The sequence below is a fragment of the Maritimimonas sp. 2304DJ26-3 genome (assembly GCF_056591635.1).
Map to the genome: position 1 here is coordinate 523289 of NZ_JBWQOK010000001.1, position 22595 is coordinate 545883.

Below are 22595 nucleotides of genomic sequence, written 5' to 3' on the forward strand. Positions count from 1 at the left end.
TTTCGTGGGAAGTAAGACATGACTGAAGGCAACTTTGTAGATTATATTAAGATTTTTGCAACTTCCGGAAAAGGAGGCAAAGGCTCTGTGCATTTACATCGTGAAAAATATATTCAAAAAGGAGGTCCAGATGGTGGAGATGGTGGTCGTGGTGGCCATGTTATTATTCGTGGTAATAAAAACATGTGGACATTGATTCACATGAAATTTAAAAAACACTTTAAGGCCGAACATGGAGGAGATGGTAGTAAAAGTAGAAGTACTGGTAAAGATGGTGAAGACATTTATATTGATGTGCCGTTAGGTACTATCATTAGAGATGGCGAAACTCAAGAACAACTTTTTGAAATAACTGAAGATGCCCAAGAAAAAATCTTGGTAGAAGGTGGTATGGGTGGTCGTGGTAATTGGCATTTTAAATCATCTACTAATCAAACTCCTCGTTATGCCCAACCTGGTATTCCTGGTCAGGAAGGTTGGTTTCAAATGGAATTGAAAATACTAGCAGATGTTGGTTTAGTAGGTTTTCCAAATGCCGGTAAATCAACATTACTTTCGGTAATTACAGCTGCAAAACCAAAGATTGCTGACTACGCATTTACCACTTTAAAACCAAACTTAGGTATTGTTGAATACCGTAATTTTCAAAGTTTTGTAATAGCCGATATTCCTGGAATTATAGAAGGCGCTGCAGAAGGAAAAGGTTTAGGTCATCGTTTTTTACGTCATATAGAACGTAACTCTACTTTATTGTTTCTAATTCCTGCGGACTCGGCAGATATTTCTAAGGAATATGATATTCTCTTAAATGAATTAAAAAAGCATAATCCTGAATTATTAGATAAAGATCGATTACTGGCAATTTCTAAATCTGACATGCTTGATGATGAGTTGAAAGAAGAAATCGAAAAAGAATTACCTAAAGATATTTCACATTTATTCATTTCATCTATAGCACAATCCGGCTTGACCGAATTAAAAGACAGATTGTGGCAAATGCTTAATGACTAAATCATTAGACTTATAGATTATCAAATTGTTAACAATAAAATTTATTAAAAAAAATACATTTTATTGAATTTCAATATACTACCTTTGCACTTTATTAATTTATTATTTTATTATCATGGGTAGAGGTACCGTAAAATTTTTTAATGACTCTAAAGGATTTGGATTCATTACCGAGGAAGAATCTGGAAAAGAGCATTTTGTACATGTTTCTGGCTTAATCGATGAAGTTCGTGAAGGAGATACTGTGGAGTTTGAACTTACTGAAGGCAGAAAAGGACTGAACGCTGTAAACGTAAAAGTAGTATAATATATTTCTATTACTGTATTGCAATTACAAGCCTATCATTAATTTGATAGGCTTTTTTATTTCTAAGAACTTAGTATCTTAGGCCATCAATCAACTAACTATGAGTAAGGATTTTAATAACCCTGCCTTTAAAAAATTACTGCAAAAACTTCAAGAAGAAAGCTGGCAATTAGAACTTCTAATTTCTGGTTTTGCCATATTCGGTTTGTTTACCGCATATGAACCTATAAACATACTCGCTAGTGAGGCTAAAAATAATGATCAAACTTATGCTGCGTTAATTTACACCTTTGTATCAATATCTATAGCAATTTTATTATTTAACCTTTTACTACATGTTATACTAAGAGGACTATGGATAGGAGCCTTAGGTCTTCGCTATGTTTCAGGAGATATTGACTATGAGGAGTTAAAGTATAGTCCAAAATTTACTAATTACTTAAAGAAAAAAATTGGCTCTTTTGACAAGTATATAGGTACGCTCGAAAATTATTGTAGCGTTATTTTTGCAATTTCTTTTCTACTCATTTTCTATGTATTAGCTTTTGCATTTACCATAATATTTTTAGTTGGCTCTATTAAATATCTAATTGACAATGACAATTTACCAGGATGGATCGGAAAGGGCATTGGCATACCTGTAGTTTTATTTATTCTTTTCGGTATGGTCTTAACTTTTATCGATTTCTTAACTCAAGGATTCTTAAAACGTAAAAAGTGGATTTCTAAAATCTACTTTCCTGTGTACTGGTTATTTAGTTTTATAACACTTTCATTTCTTTACAGACCGTTAGTCTATAATTTTTTAGATAATAAGTTTGGTAAGCGAATAAGTTTTGTTTTAGTACCAATCTATATTCTATTATTGTTTGGCACATCTATAGAGCATAAGCAATCTAATTACTTTAAGAAAAGTCATAATTCTAACGATTATATGGCGAATAAAAGGAACTATGAAGACATGCTTACAGAAAAAGGTGAGTTTATAAAATCAGTGGCTATCACTTCAAAAGTAATTAAAGACTCTTATCTAAAAGTTTTCGTTGTCTTTTCTGATGCTATCGAAGATAGAATGTTTAAAAGAAACAAAGGTTTAAAGCCCGAAAAAGATCAACGTGGATTAAACACTCAGATTACCTTTTCAAATACATTAATCAATTTTAACAAAAGAGATAGTTTGAAGAGAGAATATATAAAAACATTCAATAATACCTATAAAGTATTCATTGATACCACTCAATACAAATCTGATTTTATTCTTGGAGAAAGCAGTACTAAAGAGTTTGGCTTTGAGACTTATTTAAATATTAAAAACCTATCAGAAGGCAAGCATGTATTAAAGATAAAAAGAGATGTTTACAGAAAAAAAGATACGGTTATTCGTACTTTTACCACTATTCCTTTTTGGCATTTTAAAGAATAAATTGTCATAGAATGTATACCAAACCTACTCTACTTTTAGATAAAAATAAATGTAAAGCCAATATTAAAAAAATGGCCGATAAAGCCAGAAGAAATAATATTGATTTTAGACCTCATTTTAAAACACATCAATCATTAGAGATTGGTGAATGGTTTCGTGAAGAAGGAGTTTCAAAAATTACGGTTTCTTCTGTGGCAATGGCTAATTATTTTGCTCAAGGCGGTTGGAAAGATATAACAATTGCCTTTCCAGTAAATATTTTAGAAATTGAGGTAATTAACCGTTTAGCTTCTAAAATAACTCTGAATATCTTACTAGAATCTATTGAAGCTGCAACTTTATTAGATAACAAGCTATCTGCAAATGTAAATGCATATATAAAAATAAATATTGGTAACAACCGAGCTGGATTAGAGCCTAATGACATTGAAAACATAATCGATCTTTCAAAAACAATTAACGAAAGCAATAATATTTCGTTTAAAGGGTTTTTAGGTCATGCGGGGCATAGTTATAAATGCAGATCGAGATTAGAAATAGAAAATATTCACAAAGAAAGTATCACCAAGATATTACGATTAAAAGATCATTTAAAAAAAAAATACCCTAACCTATTAATTTCTGTTGGAGATACCCCAACGTGTTCTTTGGCCAAAGATTTTTCTATGGTTGATGAAATACGTCCTGGTGTTTTTACTTTTTATGATATCATGCAGTTACAAATTGGTGCTTGTCAACAAAATGAAATAGCTATTGCTATGGCTTGTCCAGTAGTTGCTATTCATAAAGAAAAGAAAGAAGTAATTGTGTATGGTGGTAGTGTTCATTTTGCTTCAGATGCTCTTACAGTAGAAAATGATAATAAAATTTTTGGCAAGGCTGTTGAAAATACAGCAACTGGATGGGGCCAAATAATTAATGATGTTTACCTAAAAAAAATATCGCAAGAACATGGTATTCTTAAAGCAACATCAGAATTTATTGAGGGTATTGCTATTGGCGATGTTATAAAAATAGTTCCGGTACACGCATGTACTACAGCAAATCTTTTTGATAATTATACAACATTAGAGGGTGAAAAAATTAGCAGATTTAGATTCTAGCAATCAAAACTTTAAATATCTTGAAAAGATCAAAGGATAAATTTTCAAAACAAGCTGTAATCTATAAAAGGTTTCGACCTACATATCCAACTGAGCTATACAATTACATCCTATCCTTTGTTAAAGAAAAAAATACTTGTTGGGATTGCGGCACTGGTAACGGGCAAGCTGCATTAGTACTAGCAGATTATTTTAAAAACGTATATGCTACAGACATCAGTGAAAACCAACTTAAAAATACCATCAAAAAAGAGAACATATTTTATTCCTTACAGCGAGCTGAGCAAACCAATTTTCTCGATAATAGTTTTAATCTGATCACTGTTGCCCAAGCAATCCATTGGTTTGATTTTAAGTTTTTTGGCAAAGAAGTAAAACGTGTGCTAAAGCCTAAAGGCGTGTTGGCAGTTTGGGGTTATGGACTTTTACGAGTTACTCCCGAAATTGACAAGCTCATAGATCATTTTTACACAAAAACTGTTGGAATCTATTGGAATGATGAGCGCAAACATATAGACACTAATTATCAATCTGTAGTATTAGGCCTCCAAGAAATTAATGTGAAGCAACAATTTTCTATCAGCTCGCAATGGACACTCAACCATTTAGAGGGCTATTTAAATTCATGGTCAAGCGTACAGAATTATATTGATGCGAAGGGTGAAAACCCTGTTCCAGACTTTATTAAACAACTAACTCCTTTATGGAAAGAAAAAACACAAACTATTAATTTCCCTGTCTTTTTAAGAGTTTTCAAAATTGATTAGTTTCCCTAACTTTAGGCTCCATAAATTTTTAACTATGCGCAGCTTATTTTTCCTCCTATTTCTTATTACAAGTTTTTCTCTTCAGTCTCAACAAAAAACAGTATTCAAAAATTTAGATGTTTTTGAATTAGAGTGGGCTAATAACCCACAAATATCACCTAGTGGCAATGCTATTGTTTATCAACGGAGCGGTTTTGACATTATGAATGATAAACGAGTTTCAAGTCTTTGGATGATGGGTAGTAATGGTCAAAACCACACTAAATTAACCAGTAACGATGTAAACGAATCGAATGCCAAATGGTCGCCTGACGGAACTCGAATAGCATTCACAAGTAGTACTAAGAATGGTTCAGAAATCTTTGTTTATTGGTTAAAAACGAATAAAATAGCACGTCTGACACAGCTCGAAAAATCACCTAGTGGACTTGCTTGGTCTCCTAACGGAAAACATATAGCTTTTACCATGAAAGTTGATAGCAAACAACCTTCTTTAGTAAAGCCTCCAAAAAAACCTAAAGGTGCAAAATGGGCAGATCACCCAAGAGTGACGACTAGGTTAAAGTATGAAGCCGATGGATCTGGTTATACCAAGCCAGGTTTTAGACATTTATTTGTAATTAATGCCGAAGGTGGTTCTGCAAGACAAATTTCAAGTGGTGATGTTAATTTTGGTACTCCTCAGTGGTCAAAAGATGGCAAATTTTTATTCTTTTCTGGCAATCAAAATAAAGATTGGCAGTACGAAACCAGAAATTCCGAAGTTTATGCGATTGATATCGCTTCAGGTAAAGTAAATGCCTTAACTGATAGAAACGGACCAGATTTTGGCTTAGCGCTTTCTCCTAATGGAAAACAAATCGCCTATCTAGGTTTTGATGATAAGATACAAACTTACCAGGTAAATAAAATTTATTTGATGAATGTTGATGGTTCTAACAAAAGAATGATCAGCACAAATCTAGATCGTGGTAAATCTAATTTAACCTGGAGTGCCGATGGTAAAGGAGTCTATTTTCAATATGATGATAAAGGAAATACAAAAATAGGCTACACTACCCTTTCGGGGAAAATAACTAAAGTCGCAGATAATGTTGGAGGTACTGCAATTGGTCGACCTTATGGTGGTGGTTCATATTCTATATCAAGTACTGGTAAAATAGCATATACATATGCAACGCCTTATCACCCGGCCGAAATTGCTGTAGTTTCTAAAGGGCAAAAACCACAGGTTATTTCACACCTTAATGATGATATTTTAGCCTATAGAAACTTAGGTAAAACAGAAGAAATTTGGTATAACTCTTCTGTTGATGATATTAAGATTCAAGGTTGGATCGTCTATCCACCCAATTTTGATGCTACAAAAAAATATCCATTGCTAGTAGAAAATCATGGCGGGCCGATTTCTAATTATGGTGATCGTTTTTCGCCAGAAATTCAATTATATGCTGCTGCAGGCTATGTAGTTTTTTATCCGAATCCTCGTGGAAGTACGAGCTATGGTGAAAAGTTTGGTAACCTACTCTATCATAATTATCCAGGCGAGGATTATAATGATGTTATGGATGGTGTTAATGCTGTAATTGCTAAGGGTAATATTGACGCAAACGAATTGTATGTTACTGGTGGTAGTGCTGGAGGTATTATGACAGCTTGGATGATTGGCAAGAACAATCGCTTTAAAGCTGCTGCTGTGGTAAAACCTGTAATGAACTGGATTAGTAAAACCTTAGTAGCTGATAATTATTTCTACTATGCAGACTATCGTTACCCAGGTCAACCATGGGAAAACTTTGAAACCTATTGGAAATTTTCGCCAATATCATTGGTTGGTAATATAGAAACGCCAACATTGGTAATGGTTGGTACATCTGATTTACGAACCCCATTATCTGAAGCCAAACAATTATACGGCGCCTTAAAAATTAGAAAAATACCAACTGCACTAGTAGAAATACCAGGAGCATATCATGGTATTGCTAGACGGCCTAGTCAATTAATTACCAAAGTAGATCATGTACTCGCTTGGTTTGAAAAATATAGAAAGAAATAGTGCAAACCTATATCTGTTTATTACGCGGTATTAATGTAAGTGGTCAAAAAAAGATCAAAATGGTAGAGCTTAAAGCTTCTTTTGAGGGCTTAGGTTTTACAGATGTAGTTACCTATATACAAAGCGGCAATATTGTTTTTAAGTCAAACGAGAGTGATTCTAAAAAACTAGAAAACACAATTCATCAGCTATTGTTAGATGATTTTGGTTTTGACATTACTGTAATTGTACTAACTCCAGATCAGATAAAATATGCAACCACCAATAACCCTTACGAAAAAGACGAGACTAAGGACCCAAAGAAATTTTATGTGGTGTTTTTACAAGAGCAACCTTTACAAGAAAATATTGATGTACTAGCCACTTATGACTATAGCCCAGAAGAATATCTTTTAGATGGCAAAGTCATTTTTTATTATGCCGCCAATGGCGCTCATAAGGCTAAAATGAGCAATAATTTTTTTGAAAGTAAACTTAAAGTAAGAGCTTCTACACGTAATTGGAGAACGGTAAATAAGTTGGTTGAACTTTCATGTTAAATTTTATTAAATAAAAGAATGAAAGATAAAGTTTATTGGTGTGGTATCGAATACGTATATAAAAAGGATGCACTAGATTATGAAAAACTAAATGGAGGGTTTGTTTATGCTTTTATTAAAACATTTGATGTACAAACCGCATTAAATTCTGTTTTAGATGAATTGAATATGAAAAATTTGAGCCCTGTTTTAATTGAGTTCATTACTCCTTATGAAGAGGGAATGGAATGGGAAAGTGAAGAAAAAACTCAACATTATATTCAAATCTTTGAAATAGCTTCTAATTCTAATGAGGTTGTATTTGATGACTTTTATGCATATGAAAAAGAGTAGAAAAGATTATAAATTAAAGCTTTTTATGGAATCATTAAAAAATTCAAACTCAAACTCAAATCCAGTATTCTTAATCTTATCATTTAATAGATACTGACTTTCTAGTGTAATCGCTGCCATTTCGCCTAAGACCAATTTAATAGCAAACTCAGGTACATTGGGTAGAAAAATAGATTTATTTAAGCTTTTAGCTAATGCTTTTGTAAGTTCAGAATTGCTTATCGGATTAGAGGCAACTGCATTGTAAACCCCTTCTAACTTATTTTCTATAATATGTAAAAATAGTTTTGCTAAATCTTTTATATGTATCCAAGACTGCCATTGGTTACCGCTACCAATTGCTGCACCAATACCTTGTTTAATGGGTTTGGCCATTTCTTCTAAAGCTCCACCTTTACTCGCTAAAACAATGCCTATTCTAATTTTACTTACAGAAATACCTAATTCTTTAATGGTCTCTGCTTCATCTTCCCAAGCTTTTACTACTTTTCCTAAAAATCCTTTATTAACTTTAGTCTCTGTTTCGTCATACTTTTCTGTTAATGAAGATGGATAAATACCTAATGCAGAAGCAGAACAGAACTGTGTTACTTGATGTTTGTTTTCAGAAAGTAGCTTGTATAGCGTTTGAATCGAGTCTATCCTACTTTGTAGAATTTCTTTTTTATAAGGCTTTGTCCATCGTTTCGAGATACTAGCGCCAGCTAGATTAACAATGGTATCTATTCCGTTAAGGCAATTTGTATCTACTTCCGCAGTAGCGGGATTCCAATAAAAACCTTTATAATTATCTTTAGTGACTTGTTTAGATTTATTGGTAGTTAGATAATGAACCGTATAATTTTTAGCTAAACATTGTTTAACCAATTCTGTACCCACCAAACCCGTAGCTCCTGTAATAAGTATATTCATCTTAAAAGAATCGAGCCAAGATGCTTTCTGCATTTCGCCATAAATAAATAGCTATTAATAAAGCAATAATCAATAAAAGAGGTCTTTTGCTATTAGACTTTCTTCTTTTTTTAAATCTTCCTAACTCCATAATATAAGGCAATTTAACTATTCAAAAATACGCATTTTTGTAGCTCGAATCTTATTTTGTGCACCGACTAATTTAAGTATCTTTGTGGGCTCAAAAGCCGATAGTTAAACGACGAATGAAAAATATTAGAAACTTCTGCATTATTGCACATATTGATCACGGTAAAAGTACCTTGGCAGATAGATTATTGGAGTACACCAACACTATTACCGATCGTGAAAAGCAAGATCAATTACTAGATAATATGGATTTAGAGCGTGAGCGTGGAATCACCATTAAAAGTCATGCCATTCAAATGGATTATGAGTTAAATGGTGAACAATATATCTTGAATTTAATTGACACACCTGGTCACGTAGATTTTTCATACGAAGTCTCTCGTTCTATTGCTGCCTGCGAAGGTGCTTTGCTAATTGTAGATGCTGCGCAAAGCATTCAAGCGCAAACTATTTCTAATTTATATTTAGCATTAGAGAATGATTTGGAAATCATTCCTGTATTGAATAAAGTTGACTTGCCAAGTGCTAACCCAGAGGAAGTTACAGATGATATTGTTGATTTGTTAGGTTGCGATGCCTCGGAAGTGATACCTGCTAGCGGAAAAACTGGCTTAGGTGTTGACAACATTTTAGAAGCCATTATTGATCGTGTTCCAGCTCCAAAAGGAGACCCAGATGCGCCATTACAAGCATTGATTTTTGATTCTGTTTATAATTCGTATCGCGGTGTTGAAACCTATTTTAGAGTGATGAATGGCGAGATAAAAAAAGGGCAACGCATTAAATTTATGGCTACTGATAATGAGTATTTTGCTGATGAAGTTGGTACATTAAAACTAAATCAAGTTGTTAAAAAATCTGTTAGTGCTGGAGATGTTGGTTATTTAATAACTGGTATAAAAACAGCAAGTGAGGTAAAAGCTGGTGATACTATTACCGATGCTGCAAAACCTACAGAAGCAGCAATTGATGGATTCGAAGATGTAAAACCAATGGTTTTTGCGGGTATTTATCCTGTAGACACTGAAGATTACGAAGAACTTCGTAATTCTATGGAAAAGCTGCAATTAAATGACGCTTCTTTGGTTTTTCAACCTGAGAGTTCTGCGGCTTTAGGATTTGGGTTTCGATGTGGTTTCTTAGGTATGCTACACATGGAAATTATTCAGGAACGTTTAGAACGTGAATTTAACATGACTGTTATTACTACGGTTCCAAACGTATCGTATCACGCATATACTCGAAAAAATCCAGATGAAATTCTTATTGTAAATAATCCATCAGATTTACCCGATCCTTCTAGTTTAGATAGAGTTGAAGAACCATATATCAAAGCATCTATAATTACAAAGTCTGATTTTGTTGGTAATGTAATGTCTTTATGTATTGAAAAGCGCGGACAAATTACCAATCAAACATATCTAACAACCGAACGTGTTGAATTAAATTTTGATATGCCTTTGGCAGAAATTGTTTTCGATTTTTATGATCGATTAAAAACCGTTTCTAAAGGGTATGCTTCTTTTGATTACTCGCCTATCGGAATGCGTGTTTCTAAACTAGTACGTGTAGATATATTATTAAATGCACAACCTGTTGATGCTCTTTCTGCTTTAATACATGCAGATAATGCACAAACTATTGGAAAAAAAATGTGTGAGAAATTAAAAGAATTGATCCCTCGTCAGCAATTCGATATACCAATTCAAGCTGCTATTGGTGCTAAGATTATTTCTAGAGAAACCACAAAAGCATTACGTAAAGATGTAACCGCTAAGTGTTATGGTGGTGATATTTCGCGTAAGCGTAAACTCTTAGAGAAACAGAAAAAAGGTAAAAAGCGTATGCGCCAAGTTGGTAATGTAGAAATACCTCAAGAAGCGTTTATGGCTGTATTAAAGTTGAACGACTAGGCGTTTATAGCTTTACCCATATAAACAAATTCATACCCTTTTTGGATATCGATTCCGTTTTTAGAAGTTGATATAATTTCTAGATCACCCGATTTTGTTTTTACAAATAATGGAACACTATTTTCATCTTTTCTGATTTTTTCTAGTAAATCACTATAATGTGAAGGTGAATCTATCTTGGTTTCATGAATCTTAGGAAACTCTCTTACAACACCTGAAAGTTTTACATAATCATCGGTATGAGAAAATAATCCTTCTTCTAGATTACTTTCAGGGTCATTCATTTCTGCAGAAGTAATTAAACGGAAACTACCATTTTCACCGAATTGATCTTTAAATTTATTGATGGCATAGGTATTAATTTCAGCGTTCCCTGTTAAAGCCAATAAAAAGCCTATATCATTCAACTCAATATTATTCGAAAGGTCATCAGAATAAATATCTTCTTTTGATGCTTCTAATCCTAAATCTACCGCCTTTTCTACGTTGCTAGCATTACTATCTACTAATACAACATGTCTATTATTATCTTTTAAATAGTTGGCTATTAAACGAGATAATTGACTAGCACCAATGATAAGTATTCCATCTGATTTTGACAGAAATACTCCTAAAGCCTTTGCAACAATTCTTGCAGTTGTAGCATTTAGTAATACTGTACCCAATACAACCATAAAAACGAGTGGTGTAATATATTCTGCACCTACAACATCTTCGGCCATCAATTTACTACCGAATAATGAGGCAATACCTGCTGCAACAATACCTCGCGGGCCAACCCAACTAATAAAAAGTTTCTCACTAGTATTTAAGGTAGAGTTTGTAGTGCTTAAAAAGACACCTAAAGGGCGTATTATAAAAATAACTATAGCAAATAATGCTGCTGTTTTCCAATTGGCTAATAATAATAAATTTTTGAAATTTATGTTTGCAGCTAATAAAATAAAGAGTACAGAAATAAGTAGTACACTTAATGATTCTTTAAAATATAATAGTTCTTTTAAGTAGGTAGCATTTCTATTACCTAGAACCATCCCCATTATAACAACTGATAATAATCCTGATTCGTGAGCGAAGCTATCAGATAAAACAAAAACGCCCAAAACCATTGCCAAGGCAAATACATTTATTAGATAATGAGGTATTAGTTTTCTTTTTATCAAAAAGTCGAATGCATGAGCGAAAGTAAACCCAAAGGTTAATCCAAATAAAACAATCTTACCAAACTCAACCAATGCTGTTTTGGTAAAGCCACCACCGCCGCCAACGAAAATAAACTCAAATACTAATACAGCAACCAACGCACCGATCGGATCAATTAAAATACCTTCCCATTTTAAAACTGCCGAAACATCTTTTTTAAGTGGAATATTTCTCAATATTGGTGTAATAACTGTTGGGCCCGTAACTATAATTAATGCAGAGAATAAGAAAGACAATTCCCAATCTAAATTAAATATGTAATGCACTGCTATAGCCGCACAAAAGAATGTTACTATTGACCCTAATGATATGAGTTTCGTAATAACCGGGCCAACATTTTTAATTTCGCTCATTTTAAGTGTTAGGCCTCCTTCAAAAAGTATAATACCTATTGCCAGAGAAACAAAATAATATAGACCTTCGCCAGGGAAAAGACCTTCTTCACCATTCCAAATAGGTTCAATCCATTTAGTTCCATCAGATGATAAAAACTCTGCTGCAATTGGGCCAACTAATAAACCAATTAATATTAGCGGTAGTATTGCAGGAATCTTAAATTTCCATGCAACCCATTGTGCTAGAATTCCTAAAATTATAATGCCTGCTAGCTCTAACATTTTTCAAATTTTTGTGAAAATAAGAATTTAAAGCTAAACTTAGTGAGATTAAGAAAGTTTAATAAAAAGAAAAGCATCATTCAAAAAATTTCGAATGATGCTTTTACAGTTAAGAACTGGTTAGTTTTCTTATAATTATTCTTGATTCCTTTTGTTTTCCATAACGCTATTAGCGATAAGTGCAATACCTCCAAAAAGGAAAATCATAGAAAAATAGCCTACTTCTTCAGGTAATGTAGTATACTCATCGATTAATGAACCTACCAAAATACCTAAGGCTACACCTACTAGTAACATACCAAACTTTAAAGTAAGATTTGCATAATTTCTTTTAGTAGCGAACATAGAAGCATCTGCTCCTTTTTCTATCATTGATAGACGTTCTTTATTGCGTGCTGTAAAGTATACATATAGAATTCCGAAAATAGATGCGAAAAACGCTAATGGAATTAATACCTCTTCTCCCATAATATTAGATTTAATTATTACTGATTTACACTACCTATGACGACAGCTTTTTAAAAATGGTTACATATTTAGTTTGTTTCTTATTAATTTTTCTTTGAACTTGCGCTTATCGTCGGATATAAATCATTAAAACGAATCATATCCTTAGAGTTGTGTTTAATTTAAAAAAATGATTGTAGAAGAAAATTATTTCCAAAAAGCTGGAGGAGATTCAGCTGATAATGTTACTATATCTGATATTAGAAAAGCTATATTGGAATTACCAAAAATGGACGATGAACATGGAGCATTTTGGGTTGGAATTTTTGGACCTGAAATTGATGAAGTTATTCTCGAAGTCCATAAAGATATGACCATGATTGGAAATTTTGACGGAACTGCTGAAAATGAGTTGAAAAAAGTAGCGGAAAATTGGAATGAAGTTGAATCTTGTTACGAATTATTATTGAAAGGAAATTTGACCGAATTAAAGAGTCGAATGAAAAACTAAACACAACAACGTGTATAGTTCATTGCTCGGAAATTCCTACTCGGAATTTCTCTCGCTTCTGAACAATGGGTTTCTTTTTATTTGCTAACTTAGTGCTAACGCAACGAAACCATACACGAACACGATAAGCGAAACCCTAAAAACACCTTCTACAAATTATACGTCACACTTAAAATAGCATAACGCGGTTGTACAATATAAGTCGATGTACTGTTCAATACATTTTCAACAGTATTATCACTATTTAGTGATTTAGTGTCTAAAATATTAGTAACGCTTAGTTTAAACTCCCAACTACTATCTTTCTTTTGATAGCTTAAGTGTGCATCCCAAAAGCTATAGTTATTAATGGTTCTATCTTCAGTTCTATAATTATTATAGGTATACTTTGTATTGAAAATAAAATCTCTTAAAATATAAGCATCAAAATTTATAGAAGGGCTATGCGTAAAAAATTTGTTTTGGATGTTTCCTTGGTTATAATCATTTACCATAAATGTATAAGCTATATCAAAATTAGGAGCATTTCTAAAGTTTGAACTTATTTTAGTTCGATAAGATTGTGTAAATGATTTTGATTCTCTATTTTCAGCTACTTGACTTTGAGAAGATGTAAATAAGTTATTGCTTTTACTATAAGACACATTTCCGCCTAAATTAACTTTTACTTTTCTAAAGCTCTTCTGAAAATCTGCATTTGCCGAAATACTTTCATCTGGAAACGCAGAATTAATAGAAGTAGATAGTTGATCTACACCCAATTGTTCTGTATTAGATTTTATACCATCTATTCGTTTATTATAATTTACAGAAGCAAATACATTGGTATAATTAAACATACTAAAACTAGAGTAGTTTAAATTAACATTATGAGACAATGAATTTTCAAGTGTTCTGTTACCAGCATATAATTGATTGTAATTATTTAGTACATACCCCTCGGCCAACTGATTAATATCCGTAAAACCTACTTGCATATTATAGGCTAAGCGCAAAGTCTCCGATTTTTTAAGATTTACTTTTACAAATGCGTCTGGTAATAGCTTGGTAAACTTATTAGTAAACTTACCACCTAGCTGAGTATTTCTAGCTGAATAGCCATGCAACGTAGCTCCTTGATTAAATGTAAATATACCTGAGACAAACTTATAGTGAAAACCTGCATACAAATCACTAAAAGTATATTCTATATTGTTTATTGTATTTTGCCCTAAATCAGTATTTAGATTTCCATTATCTAAAATTTGAAAAATAGTTGAGTTAAATTTCTGATTACTCTGTGTTGTGCCTAAACTCACGTTTAAATTACTTTTCTCATTTATCACATAGTAATAATCTAGGTTAGTATCTAGTTTATTGGTTTTTACACGATTGTTCTGAGAAACATTAAATTGATTCTGACCTAGGTCTAAATTCAACGTACTAGCAAAAGATAATTGCTCTAGTTGTGCATTATAAAAAGGGTCTTCATCTTGCCAAAGGTGCTGTGCTTCTAAAGCAAAAATATGTTTATCGCTCAATGTATAGTAATAGTTTAAATTCTGATTGATAGAAAAAGGTGATTGTGTTTTTTCCTCCAAAATTCCTCCGAGTTCAGACGAAAGAAAATCTTGATTCTGGCTGAGCTTAGAAATTTTACCAAAAACATCATAATCTAAATGATTGTTGCTGTTTGGCTTATAACTTGAGCTTAATTTTAGCAAGCCTAGATTATTTTCTTGTCTGGTTAAACTATTAGTAGTTTCTGTAATATCAGTATTGATATAGTTGCGTTCGCTCGTTTGTTCAATATCTGTTTTCATGCCAGAATAGATAGCAAATCCGCTTATATCCCAAGTCTTTTTTGGCGAATAACTAAAGTTTAAAGCACCAAATTCGGCTTCTATATTTTTAGCTCTATTATTACGCATTACCAAAAAGCCAAGATCATCGGTTACATTAATAGTTGTACCTCCATTTCCCAAGTTTCCAAATCCTCCAGTGAATTTATAATAGTCGCGCCATGTAAATGGAACATCACCAATATTATTAACATTAGCCATCACATTTAAACTATATTTTGGGCTATAGTAAAACAATTTGGGGTTAATGATATGCCTAGATTCATCTTTACCATCGCCACCACCAACTCTAACATCGCCAAACCAGAAGTTCTTTTTACCTTCTTTTAGTTTAATATTAAGTGCAATATTGTCTTCGTTATCGGTTACACTTCGTAATTGCCCTACCTCGTTAAAATTCTTCAATACCTCTACTTTATCGATGGCATTTGCTGGAATATTTTTGGTAGCCAATTTAGAATCGCCATCAAAAAAATCTTTGCCTTCTACCATTACCTTATCTACTGTTTTGCCTTCAATTTTAATTTCTCCTTCATCATTAATTTCAACCCCTGGTAGATTCTCTAAAACATCTCCTAATTTTTTCTCTCTCCCAGTTTTAAAAGAATCGGCGTCATAAACTATCGTATCTCCTTTTATAGTAACTGGCATCTTATAAGTAAGGTTTACTTCTTCTAGTGTGCTATCTTCTTGTAAAATAACTTCGTTTACAATATCAACTTCCTTGGTTTGCAGACTAATCTCTGCTGTTTTCATTCCAATATAGCTTACTTTAATAGTGTACCTGGCATTCTTATACAAATTCAATTTATAACGACCTTTTGCATCTGTAAACCCATGTGAATCCATTTCATTGGTGGTTTGATTAATTGCAATAATATTAGCCATTTCAAGGGCATTGCCAAGACTGTCTTTTACTGTACCAGTAACTGTAATTTGAGCAGTAGCCACCCAAGTAGTCATAAAAATGACCACAAATAAAAACTTATTCATTAATGTTTTTTGAGAGTTTAGTGGTATTCCGCTATAGCGAAAATTGTAATATTGTTAAAATGATGTATATTAAAATCTGGATCATATAATTAGCCTTGTATTTCTATACTCATGTTATGTCCGTCTTTAGATTTTCTTCTATTTCTAAAGCGTTCCATCATTTCTTTACTGTGGTCATCCATAATTTTATCAAACTTTTCTTGAGTGATTTTCTTTCCTTTAGTCGGTTCATCTATAGTTATCTTCTCAGAAGGGTTTAGAACAATTTCTGTGCAAACAATAGTTTCATTTCCTTCTTGAATTTCTAAAATCAACCCTGGTAACCCCCAATATTCTCTTGGGCCATTACTTACAGGTATATCTGGTGTATACCATGCAACAGTTTCTACAGTAACCATTTCTTTATTCTCTTTCTCTTCACCATTATTTACGGTTAAAGAAATACGTTCTTCTTCTCTAGATCTTGTTGCCTTATAACAAGTATAGTTGCCAATGTTTTTGGTTTCTCCAGACATTTTCCAATCAAGACCTTCTAGTTTATCTTGAATTAAAAAACGCTTACCGCTAATTTCCGTTTTATTCGCATAACGCTTTTCAGCTATGTTTTTATACAATAAATCAGTGCCGCCTCCGCCACCAACTTCCATAATCATAATTTGTGCGCCACCTGCTTGCGCTTTTGGTGCTTCTAATTTTTCGTTTTGTTTAAATGTTGATTCCGTTTTGGTAAAATTCAATGTATAAGTTCTTTGAAATTGTTTTTGCAATTGTGCCATTAGCTGTTTTTGAGTATCTGCATCTGGGGCGTTAGAAGAACTATCTAATTTAATATCTACTTTTCTATGCGTTTTATAAGTTGCTTTTCCAGAAAAATCTTGGGCATTAATTAATAATGAAAATAGTAAAGCAAAAAAGGTGAATGTGTTTTTCATGAGTTTAAAATTTATTATTACACCACAAATATGAGCTTGAAAAAAGACATTTTAGGTTAACGAGTGTTAACGAGTGTTAAGTGATCTCTTTTATAGCACATAACTAGCTATATTTGAAGCATGAACACCAAAAAATATAACTGGATACTGTATCTGATAACGGCAACTATTATTGCAACTATCGTAGTGCAATTGTATTGGAATTACAAAAATTATCAGCTTAACATGGACCGTGTTCAAAGTGAAATACAAATAAGTTTAGATAATTCTATAGAGCAATACTATGCTGATCTTTCAAAAAGAAATTTTTTGGCAATTGTTGAAACCGATTCTATAATAAACTATAATCATAAAAATAAAAGTGCTGTTAACAATGTATTTAAGCATATTCAAAGGGATACAGCTGATGTTGAAATTTCAACTATAGAGATAAGTACTGATACCAAGGCAGACTTTAAAGATTTCGATTCTCTTTTTAAAGGAGTAGAAGATAGATTACGAAAAAGTATTAAGGATACTTCTTTGCATTCATTTTCTAAGGTTAAAAAATTCACGCAACTTTCTAAAGATGGTAACACAGGACTTCATTTTGATTCAGAAAGTGGTGTTACAGATGTACGCGTTTTTAGAGGTAAGAGAGCTACAGATAGTTTAAAACTGATTACAGGTTTAAAAACTATTTTTGTTGCACTAGAAAATGATTCTATAGACCATTATAAATTAGACTCAATTTTAAAAAAGGAATTTAAGAATAAAAAGATTTCTACATCTTTTTATTTTAATCACAAAAAAGATGACACTCTTTTTTATTCTACGAAAGTTGAGCTTCAACCAGAATTCATCCTTGCGAGCAATGCAAAATCCACTTACTTAAAACCTAATGAGCAATTTACACTTCGTTACGATAACCCAAGTTACGAAGCTTTTAAAAGAAGTTTAACTGGAATTCTGTTATCTCTTTTATTGTCAATAGCAGTAATCTCCAGTTTGTTTTATTTGTTGAAAATCATCAATCAACAAAAACAATTAGCCGAAATAAAAAATGACCTAATCAGTAATATTACTCATGAATTTAAAACACCTATTGCTACGGTGTCAACAGCAGTAGAAGCTTTAGAAAATTTTAATGTCGTTAATGACAAAGAAAAGACAAAAAAATACCTCAACATTTCTTCAGTTCAGCTTAAGAAATTGCATGGTATGGTAGAAAAATTACTTGAAACGGCAACATTAGACAGTGAAAAATTATTACTCAATAAAGAAACTCAAGATATTATTGAATTAACTGAAAAAGTGGTTCAAAAGCATCAATTAATAGCAACAGAGAAAAATCTACATTTTTCAGCAAATACTCAATCTTTAACCATAGACGTTGATCCTTTTCATTTTGAAAATGCCATCTCAAACCTTATTGACAATGCCACTAAATACGGTGGTAATGATGTTCAAGTTACCATAACCTCTATTCTAAATACAGTCGAAATCACTATAGCAGATAATGGAAAAGGTATTGATAAGCACCAACGTGAAAAGATCTTTGATAAATTTTATCGCGTGCCAAAAGGAAACACGCATGATGTAAAAGGCTTTGGAATTGGACTATATTACACAAAAAAAATAATCGAAAAGCATGGTGGTACTATTAGTTTGAATTCAGATTCAAAAAATACTTCTTTTAAAATTTCTTTACCAAATGAGTGATACTATAAAAGTTATTTTAGCTGAAGATGAACCCAGTCTTGGGCAAATTGTTAAAGAAAGCTTAGAAACTCGCAATTTTGAAGTTTTTTTAGCAAAAAATGGTGAAGAAGCTTTACAAGCATACCATAAAGGAATACCCGATATTTTGGTGCTAGATGTAATGATGCCAAAAAAAGACGGGTTTACATTGGCGAAAGAAATTAGAGAAGAAAATTCAAATATTCCAATCATTTTTTTAACTGCAAAATCACAAACTAAAGATGTGGTAGATGGATTTAATTATGGCGGTAATGACTATCTAAAAAAACCATTTTCTATGGAAGAACTGATCGTACGCATCAATTCACTCCTTAATAGAATTAATTTAAAGCAAGACCTTTCTAATATTAGTATCGGTTCTTATCTATTTGATTATAAAAAGCAACTATTAAATTATAGAGAAGAATTCGAACCTCTTACACATAGAGAGTCTGAATTATTATTACATCTCACTCAAAAGAAGAATGAGGTACTAGATAGAGCATTTATCCTTAAAAAACTGTGGGGTAATGATGACTTTTTCAATGCCCGAAGTATGGATGTTTTTATTACTAAACTTCGCAGAAAACTAAAAAAAGATGATTCTATTCAGATTGTGAATGTTCGTGGTTATGGTTATAAGTTGATCTGTTAATCAAATAATTTAGTATTTTGCCTTTTGTGAGACTACTACTGTTTATCTTTTACTTTGCATTTATAAATGTTTCTCTTTCGCAGGAATCGATTACCACACAATTTATGGATTCTATTTCATTGAAAGCAGATGTATTTGTTGGTGTCGATGATTTTGAAAACTACTATTACACTAAAGGAAATACTTTTTATAAGAAGACTAATAAAGATATATTCTCCTACACTAATACACGAATTGGTGAAATAACTTCTGTGGATATAACAAACCCTTTAAAAATTTTATTGTTTTATCGAGATTTTAACACCATAGTATTGTTAGATAATAGATTGAATGAGTTGACAGATATTATAAATTTTTCAAGAGAGAATTTTACTAAGAATATAACATATGCTGGTATTTCTTCTAACAATAATCTTTGGTTGTATAGTTTAGATGACAATGTGCTCTCTTTATGGAATTATGAAACTAAAAAAACTGTTTTTGATTCACAACCTTTAAGTTTTTATAGCTTTAATTTTGAAGCCAATAATTTAATAAGTGATTATGAAAACTGTTGGGTATATTCAGAGAAAGAAATAGTTAAGTTTAATGAGTTTGGCAGTTATTTGACGACTATTTCTTTGCAAGAGTTTTCAAACATTCAACTATTAGATGATGATTTAACTTATTTTGAAGGTAAGGATCTATTTGTATTTAAAAACAACTCTATGATCAAGGTTGAACTCGTTAACAACAAACACTTATCAACAAATTATTTTGTTAATAAAAATAATCTTTATTTTTTCAAGGATGCCGTCATTTACAAGTATTCTATTTTAAAAAAATAAGTACCTTTAAGCTCTTTAAAAATCAAACAAAAACACCTAGAATGCACGTTGCAATTGCCGGAAACATTGGCGCTGGAAAAACTACCTTAACTAAACTTCTTGCCAAACACTATCGATGGAGCCCACATTATGAATCTGTAGAAGAAAACCCATATCTCGACGATTTTTACGCCGAGATGGAACGATGGTCTTTTAATTTACAAGTATATTTTTTGAATAGTAGATTTCGCCAGATTCTTGAAATACGTGAAAAGGGTAAAAACATTATACAAGATCGTACTATCTACGAAGATGCACATATTTTTGCTCCAAATCTACACGCTATGGGCTTAATGACCAATCGTGATTTTAGCAATTACTCTTCGTTATTTGAATTGATGGAAAAGCTAGTAGCTCCACCTGATTTATTGATTTATTTACGTGCTAATATTTCTACTTTAGTAGATCAAATACATAAACGTGGTAGAGATTACGAAAACACTATTAGTATTGACTATTTAAGTCGGTTAAATGAGCGATATGAAGCTTGGATATCTACGTATACAAAAGGTAAACTCTTAATAATTGATGTAGATAATTTAGATTTTGTAGACAAGCCTGAAGATTTAGGTTCTATTATTGATAAAATCGACGCTCAGATACATGGGTTGTTTTAATCTTAAAACCTAATCTGTAATCATTTAAATTTCTTCTCGACTTAAAGTTGTAACTTGGAATAACTATTTCTAATAAATCAACTTTATGAAAACCAACCTTATTGAAATAGCTAAAGTTTCAGAACTTAAGCCATTACAACCAACTTATGCATTAGTTAAAAAGACAGATCTAGTAATAATTAAACATGAAAAAGGCATTTCTGTTTTGTATGGAAGATGCTTACATCGCGGTGCTTTAATGGCAGATGGTCATATTGATGGTCACAATTTAATTTGTGGCGTTCACGGTTGGGATTATCGTTATGATACAGGTGTTTCAGAATATAACAATAGCGAAGTTTTACATAGGTTTCAAGAATATATTGAAGGGGATTCTTTATTGATTGATAAAGCGGAAATTGATGCTTTTGAAGCAGAACATCCTCAACCTTTTAATCGTGATGAATATTTGGGTACTTACGCCGATACACATCCAGAAGATACAGAACCTTATACTGGTTATATTAAAGAACTTGCCAAAAATGGTTTGAAAAATTTGGGGCATCATGGGTTTTCAGCTTCTATGGGTGTAGATAGAAATACACTTCCTAAATGGAGTGATATTCAATTTTTACCTGCTCAACTCGCAACCTTACCTTTGTTAGATAATGAAGAAGTTGTTACTAAAGTTGTAATAGGTCCAAAAGCTAAGAAACCTCTAGAATTAGATATTCCATTGTTTGTTTCTGATATGAGTTTTGGAGCACTTTCAAGAGAAGCTAAAATCGCCTTAAGTAAAGGAGCCGAACTCGCTGGTACTGGAATTTGTTCAGGCGAAGGAGGTATGTTACCACAAGAACAAGCGAATAATTCTAGATATTTTTATGAATTAGCTTCTGCTCAATTCGGATTTTCATGGGACAAATTAGATAATGTACAGGCCTTTCATTTTAAAGGTGGACAAGGTGCAAAAACTGGAACTGGTGGTCATTTACCTGGCAATAAAGTAAGTGCAGAAATTGCTAAAGTTAGAGGTTTAAAAGAAGGAGAAGCAGCGATTTCTCCTGCAGCCAATCCTAATTTTAAAAATGTGCAAGATTTTAAAGATTTTTCAGAAAAAGTTCGCAAACGTACTGGTGGAATTCCGATTGGTTTTAAAATCGCTGCTAGTCATATAGAAAAAGACATTCAGTTTGCATTAGATGTTGGTGTTGATTATATTATTCTTGATGGTCGTGGTGGTGGAACAGGTTCTGCACCGACCATATTGAGAGACAATATTAATGTACCTACTATTCCAGCACTAGCTAGAGCAAGAAAATATCTTGACAAACAAAACGCAAAAGACATTACTTTGGTTATAACTGGTGGCTTACGAATTGCTGAAGATTTTGCCAAAGCAATGATGTTGGGAGCAGATGCTATTGCAGTTTCCAATTCAGCATTACAAGCTATTGGTTGCCTCGGGATGCGTGCTTGTGGAACAAATAACTGCCCAGTTGGTATTGCAACGCAAAAAGAATCTTTACGTAGCAGATTAATTATTGAATCATCAGCTAAGCAGCTATATAATTATTTTGATGCAACCAATAATCTTATAAAAGTTATTGCTCGATCTTGTGGTTATGATGATATTTCTAAATTTAATCATAACGATTTATCAACCTTTGATTTTGAAATGCATAAATTATCTGGAATTAATTTCGCAGGAACTCACTAATT

The 22595-nt window shown here is 32.3% G+C and carries 20 protein-coding genes; 15 read left to right on the forward strand and 5 right to left on the reverse strand.

Annotation, left to right across the window (positions count from 1 at the left end; all coding sequences use genetic code 11):
• Positions 1 to 18 precede the first annotated feature (18 nt).
• From obgE to AC1EUV_RS02485, 8 genes are all read left to right on the forward strand, one after another.
• Entirely contained in the window at positions 19 to 1011 is a 993-nt protein-coding gene (gene obgE, locus AC1EUV_RS02450; protein ID WP_480197072.1) for a GTPase ObgE, read from the forward strand.
• A 115-nt stretch (positions 1012 to 1126) separates the two neighbouring features.
• Complete coding sequence (locus tag AC1EUV_RS02455) at positions 1127 to 1318, forward strand: cold-shock protein (protein ID WP_480197073.1); 192 nt, start codon at positions 1127 to 1129, stop codon at positions 1316 to 1318.
• Between the two features lie 100 nt (positions 1319 to 1418).
• On the forward strand, positions 1419 to 2741 hold the full coding sequence (locus tag AC1EUV_RS02460; RefSeq protein ID WP_480197074.1) for a hypothetical protein: 1323 nt from the start codon (positions 1419 to 1421) through the stop codon (positions 2739 to 2741).
• An 11-nt stretch (positions 2742 to 2752) separates the two neighbouring features.
• Complete coding sequence (locus AC1EUV_RS02465; RefSeq protein WP_480197075.1) at positions 2753 to 3844, forward strand: alanine racemase; 1092 nt, start codon at positions 2753 to 2755, stop codon at positions 3842 to 3844.
• 20 nt (positions 3845 to 3864) lie between these two features.
• The gene (locus AC1EUV_RS02470) at positions 3865 to 4611 is read left to right on the forward strand and encodes a class I SAM-dependent methyltransferase (protein WP_480197076.1); all 747 of its coding nucleotides are present in this window, start codon (positions 3865 to 3867) and stop codon (positions 4609 to 4611) included.
• A 34-nt stretch (positions 4612 to 4645) separates the two neighbouring features.
• Positions 4646 to 6667 carry a prolyl oligopeptidase family serine peptidase gene (locus AC1EUV_RS02475; RefSeq protein ID WP_480197077.1) on the forward strand — a complete coding sequence of 674 codons (2022 nt, stop codon included), beginning with the start codon at positions 4646 to 4648 and terminating at the stop codon, positions 6665 to 6667.
• A complete protein-coding gene (locus AC1EUV_RS02480; protein ID WP_480197078.1) occupies positions 6667 to 7206 on the forward strand; it encodes a DUF1697 domain-containing protein in 540 nt (179 codons plus the stop codon). Before AC1EUV_RS02475 ends, AC1EUV_RS02480 begins: the two co-directional genes overlap by 1 nt.
• Positions 7207 to 7224: 18 nt before the next feature.
• On the forward strand, positions 7225 to 7539 hold the full coding sequence (locus tag AC1EUV_RS02485) for a hypothetical protein (protein WP_480197079.1): 315 nt from the start codon (positions 7225 to 7227) through the stop codon (positions 7537 to 7539).
• Positions 7540 to 7545: 6 nt separating this feature from the next.
• Here AC1EUV_RS02485 and AC1EUV_RS02490 read toward each other — a convergent pair whose 3' ends face one another.
• A complete protein-coding gene (locus AC1EUV_RS02490) occupies positions 7546 to 8484 on the reverse strand; it encodes a TIGR01777 family oxidoreductase (protein WP_480197080.1) in 939 nt (312 codons plus the stop codon).
• Positions 8485 to 8696: 212 nt separating this feature from the next.
• On the opposite strand from AC1EUV_RS02490, the gene lepA reads away from it, so the two are divergent.
• Complete coding sequence (lepA, locus tag AC1EUV_RS02495; protein ID WP_480197081.1) at positions 8697 to 10493, forward strand: translation elongation factor 4; 1797 nt, start codon at positions 8697 to 8699, stop codon at positions 10491 to 10493.
• Here the strand turns inward: lepA and AC1EUV_RS02500 are convergent.
• Together AC1EUV_RS02500 and AC1EUV_RS02505 are read right to left on the reverse strand one after the other, a co-directional pair.
• On the reverse strand, positions 10490 to 12313 hold the full coding sequence (locus AC1EUV_RS02500) for a cation:proton antiporter (protein WP_480197082.1): 1824 nt from the start codon (positions 12311 to 12313) through the stop codon (positions 10490 to 10492). The genes lepA and AC1EUV_RS02500 overlap by 4 nt on opposite strands.
• 135 nt (positions 12314 to 12448) lie before the next feature.
• On the reverse strand, positions 12449 to 12781 hold the full coding sequence (locus tag AC1EUV_RS02505) for a DUF6249 domain-containing protein (protein WP_480197083.1): 333 nt from the start codon (positions 12779 to 12781) through the stop codon (positions 12449 to 12451).
• 169 nt (positions 12782 to 12950) lie between these two features.
• On the opposite strand from AC1EUV_RS02505, the gene AC1EUV_RS02510 reads away from it, so the two are divergent.
• Complete coding sequence (locus AC1EUV_RS02510; protein ID WP_480197084.1) at positions 12951 to 13271, forward strand: hypothetical protein; 321 nt, start codon at positions 12951 to 12953, stop codon at positions 13269 to 13271.
• A 149-nt stretch (positions 13272 to 13420) separates the two neighbouring features.
• Here the strand turns inward: AC1EUV_RS02510 and AC1EUV_RS02515 are convergent, their stop codons facing one another.
• Together AC1EUV_RS02515 and AC1EUV_RS02520 are read right to left on the reverse strand one after the other, a co-directional pair.
• Entirely contained in the window at positions 13421 to 16105 is a 2685-nt protein-coding gene (locus AC1EUV_RS02515; RefSeq protein WP_480197085.1) for a TonB-dependent receptor, read from the reverse strand.
• Positions 16106 to 16194: 89 nt separating this feature from the next.
• Entirely contained in the window at positions 16195 to 17037 is an 843-nt protein-coding gene (locus tag AC1EUV_RS02520; protein WP_480197086.1) for a GLPGLI family protein, read from the reverse strand.
• A gap of 120 nt (positions 17038 to 17157) precedes the next feature.
• Between AC1EUV_RS02520 and AC1EUV_RS02525 the strand changes: the two genes are divergently transcribed.
• The 5 genes from AC1EUV_RS02525 (at position 17158) to AC1EUV_RS02545 (ending at position 22593) form a co-directional block, all read left to right on the forward strand.
• Positions 17158 to 18738: a sensor histidine kinase gene (locus AC1EUV_RS02525; protein WP_480197087.1), complete on the forward strand. Its 1581-nt coding sequence runs from the start codon at positions 17158 to 17160 to the stop codon at positions 18736 to 18738.
• Positions 18731 to 19411 (forward strand): response regulator transcription factor, encoded by a 681-nt coding sequence (locus AC1EUV_RS02530; protein ID WP_480197088.1) that lies wholly within the window; start codon positions 18731 to 18733, stop codon positions 19409 to 19411. The genes AC1EUV_RS02525 and AC1EUV_RS02530 overlap by 8 nt, the downstream gene beginning before the upstream one ends.
• A gap of 104 nt (positions 19412 to 19515) precedes the next feature.
• On the forward strand, positions 19516 to 20238 hold the full coding sequence (locus AC1EUV_RS02535) for a hypothetical protein (protein ID WP_480197089.1): 723 nt from the start codon (positions 19516 to 19518) through the stop codon (positions 20236 to 20238).
• A gap of 41 nt (positions 20239 to 20279) precedes the next feature.
• The gene (locus AC1EUV_RS02540; protein WP_480197090.1) at positions 20280 to 20894 is read left to right on the forward strand and encodes a deoxynucleoside kinase; all 615 of its coding nucleotides are present in this window, start codon (positions 20280 to 20282) and stop codon (positions 20892 to 20894) included.
• Between the two features lie 85 nt (positions 20895 to 20979).
• Positions 20980 to 22593: a glutamate synthase-related protein gene (locus AC1EUV_RS02545; protein WP_480197091.1), complete on the forward strand. Its 1614-nt coding sequence runs from the start codon at positions 20980 to 20982 to the stop codon at positions 22591 to 22593.
• Positions 22594 to 22595 lie beyond the last annotated feature (2 nt).

Coding starts and splice junctions, on each gene's coding strand:
- obgE (WP_480197072.1), top strand. CDS start 19: ATGACTGAAGGCAACTTTGTAGATTATATTAAGATTTTTGCAACTTCC.
- AC1EUV_RS02455 (WP_480197073.1), top strand. CDS start 1,127: ATGGGTAGAGGTACCGTAAAATTTTTTAATGACTCTAAAGGATTTGGA.
- AC1EUV_RS02460 (WP_480197074.1), top strand. CDS start 1,419: ATGAGTAAGGATTTTAATAACCCTGCCTTTAAAAAATTACTGCAAAAA.
- AC1EUV_RS02465 (WP_480197075.1), top strand. CDS start 2,753: ATGTATACCAAACCTACTCTACTTTTAGATAAAAATAAATGTAAAGCC.
- AC1EUV_RS02475 (WP_480197077.1), top strand. CDS start 4,646: ATGCGCAGCTTATTTTTCCTCCTATTTCTTATTACAAGTTTTTCTCTT.
- AC1EUV_RS02485 (WP_480197079.1), top strand. CDS start 7,225: ATGAAAGATAAAGTTTATTGGTGTGGTATCGAATACGTATATAAAAAG.
- AC1EUV_RS02490 (WP_480197080.1), bottom strand. CDS start 8,484: ATGCAGAAAGCATCTTGGCTCGATTCTTTTAAGATGAATATACTTATT.
- lepA (WP_480197081.1), top strand. CDS start 8,697: ATGAAAAATATTAGAAACTTCTGCATTATTGCACATATTGATCACGGT.
- AC1EUV_RS02500 (WP_480197082.1), bottom strand. CDS start 12,313: ATGTTAGAGCTAGCAGGCATTATAATTTTAGGAATTCTAGCACAATGG.
- AC1EUV_RS02505 (WP_480197083.1), bottom strand. CDS start 12,781: ATGGGAGAAGAGGTATTAATTCCATTAGCGTTTTTCGCATCTATTTTC.
- AC1EUV_RS02510 (WP_480197084.1), top strand. CDS start 12,951: ATGATTGTAGAAGAAAATTATTTCCAAAAAGCTGGAGGAGATTCAGCT.
- AC1EUV_RS02515 (WP_480197085.1), bottom strand. CDS start 16,105: ATGAATAAGTTTTTATTTGTGGTCATTTTTATGACTACTTGGGTGGCT.
- AC1EUV_RS02520 (WP_480197086.1), bottom strand. CDS start 17,037: ATGAAAAACACATTCACCTTTTTTGCTTTACTATTTTCATTATTAATT.
- AC1EUV_RS02525 (WP_480197087.1), top strand. CDS start 17,158: ATGAACACCAAAAAATATAACTGGATACTGTATCTGATAACGGCAACT.
- AC1EUV_RS02530 (WP_480197088.1), top strand. CDS start 18,731: ATGAGTGATACTATAAAAGTTATTTTAGCTGAAGATGAACCCAGTCTT.
- AC1EUV_RS02535 (WP_480197089.1), top strand. CDS start 19,516: ATGGATTCTATTTCATTGAAAGCAGATGTATTTGTTGGTGTCGATGAT.
- AC1EUV_RS02540 (WP_480197090.1), top strand. CDS start 20,280: ATGCACGTTGCAATTGCCGGAAACATTGGCGCTGGAAAAACTACCTTA.
- AC1EUV_RS02545 (WP_480197091.1), top strand. CDS start 20,980: ATGAAAACCAACCTTATTGAAATAGCTAAAGTTTCAGAACTTAAGCCA.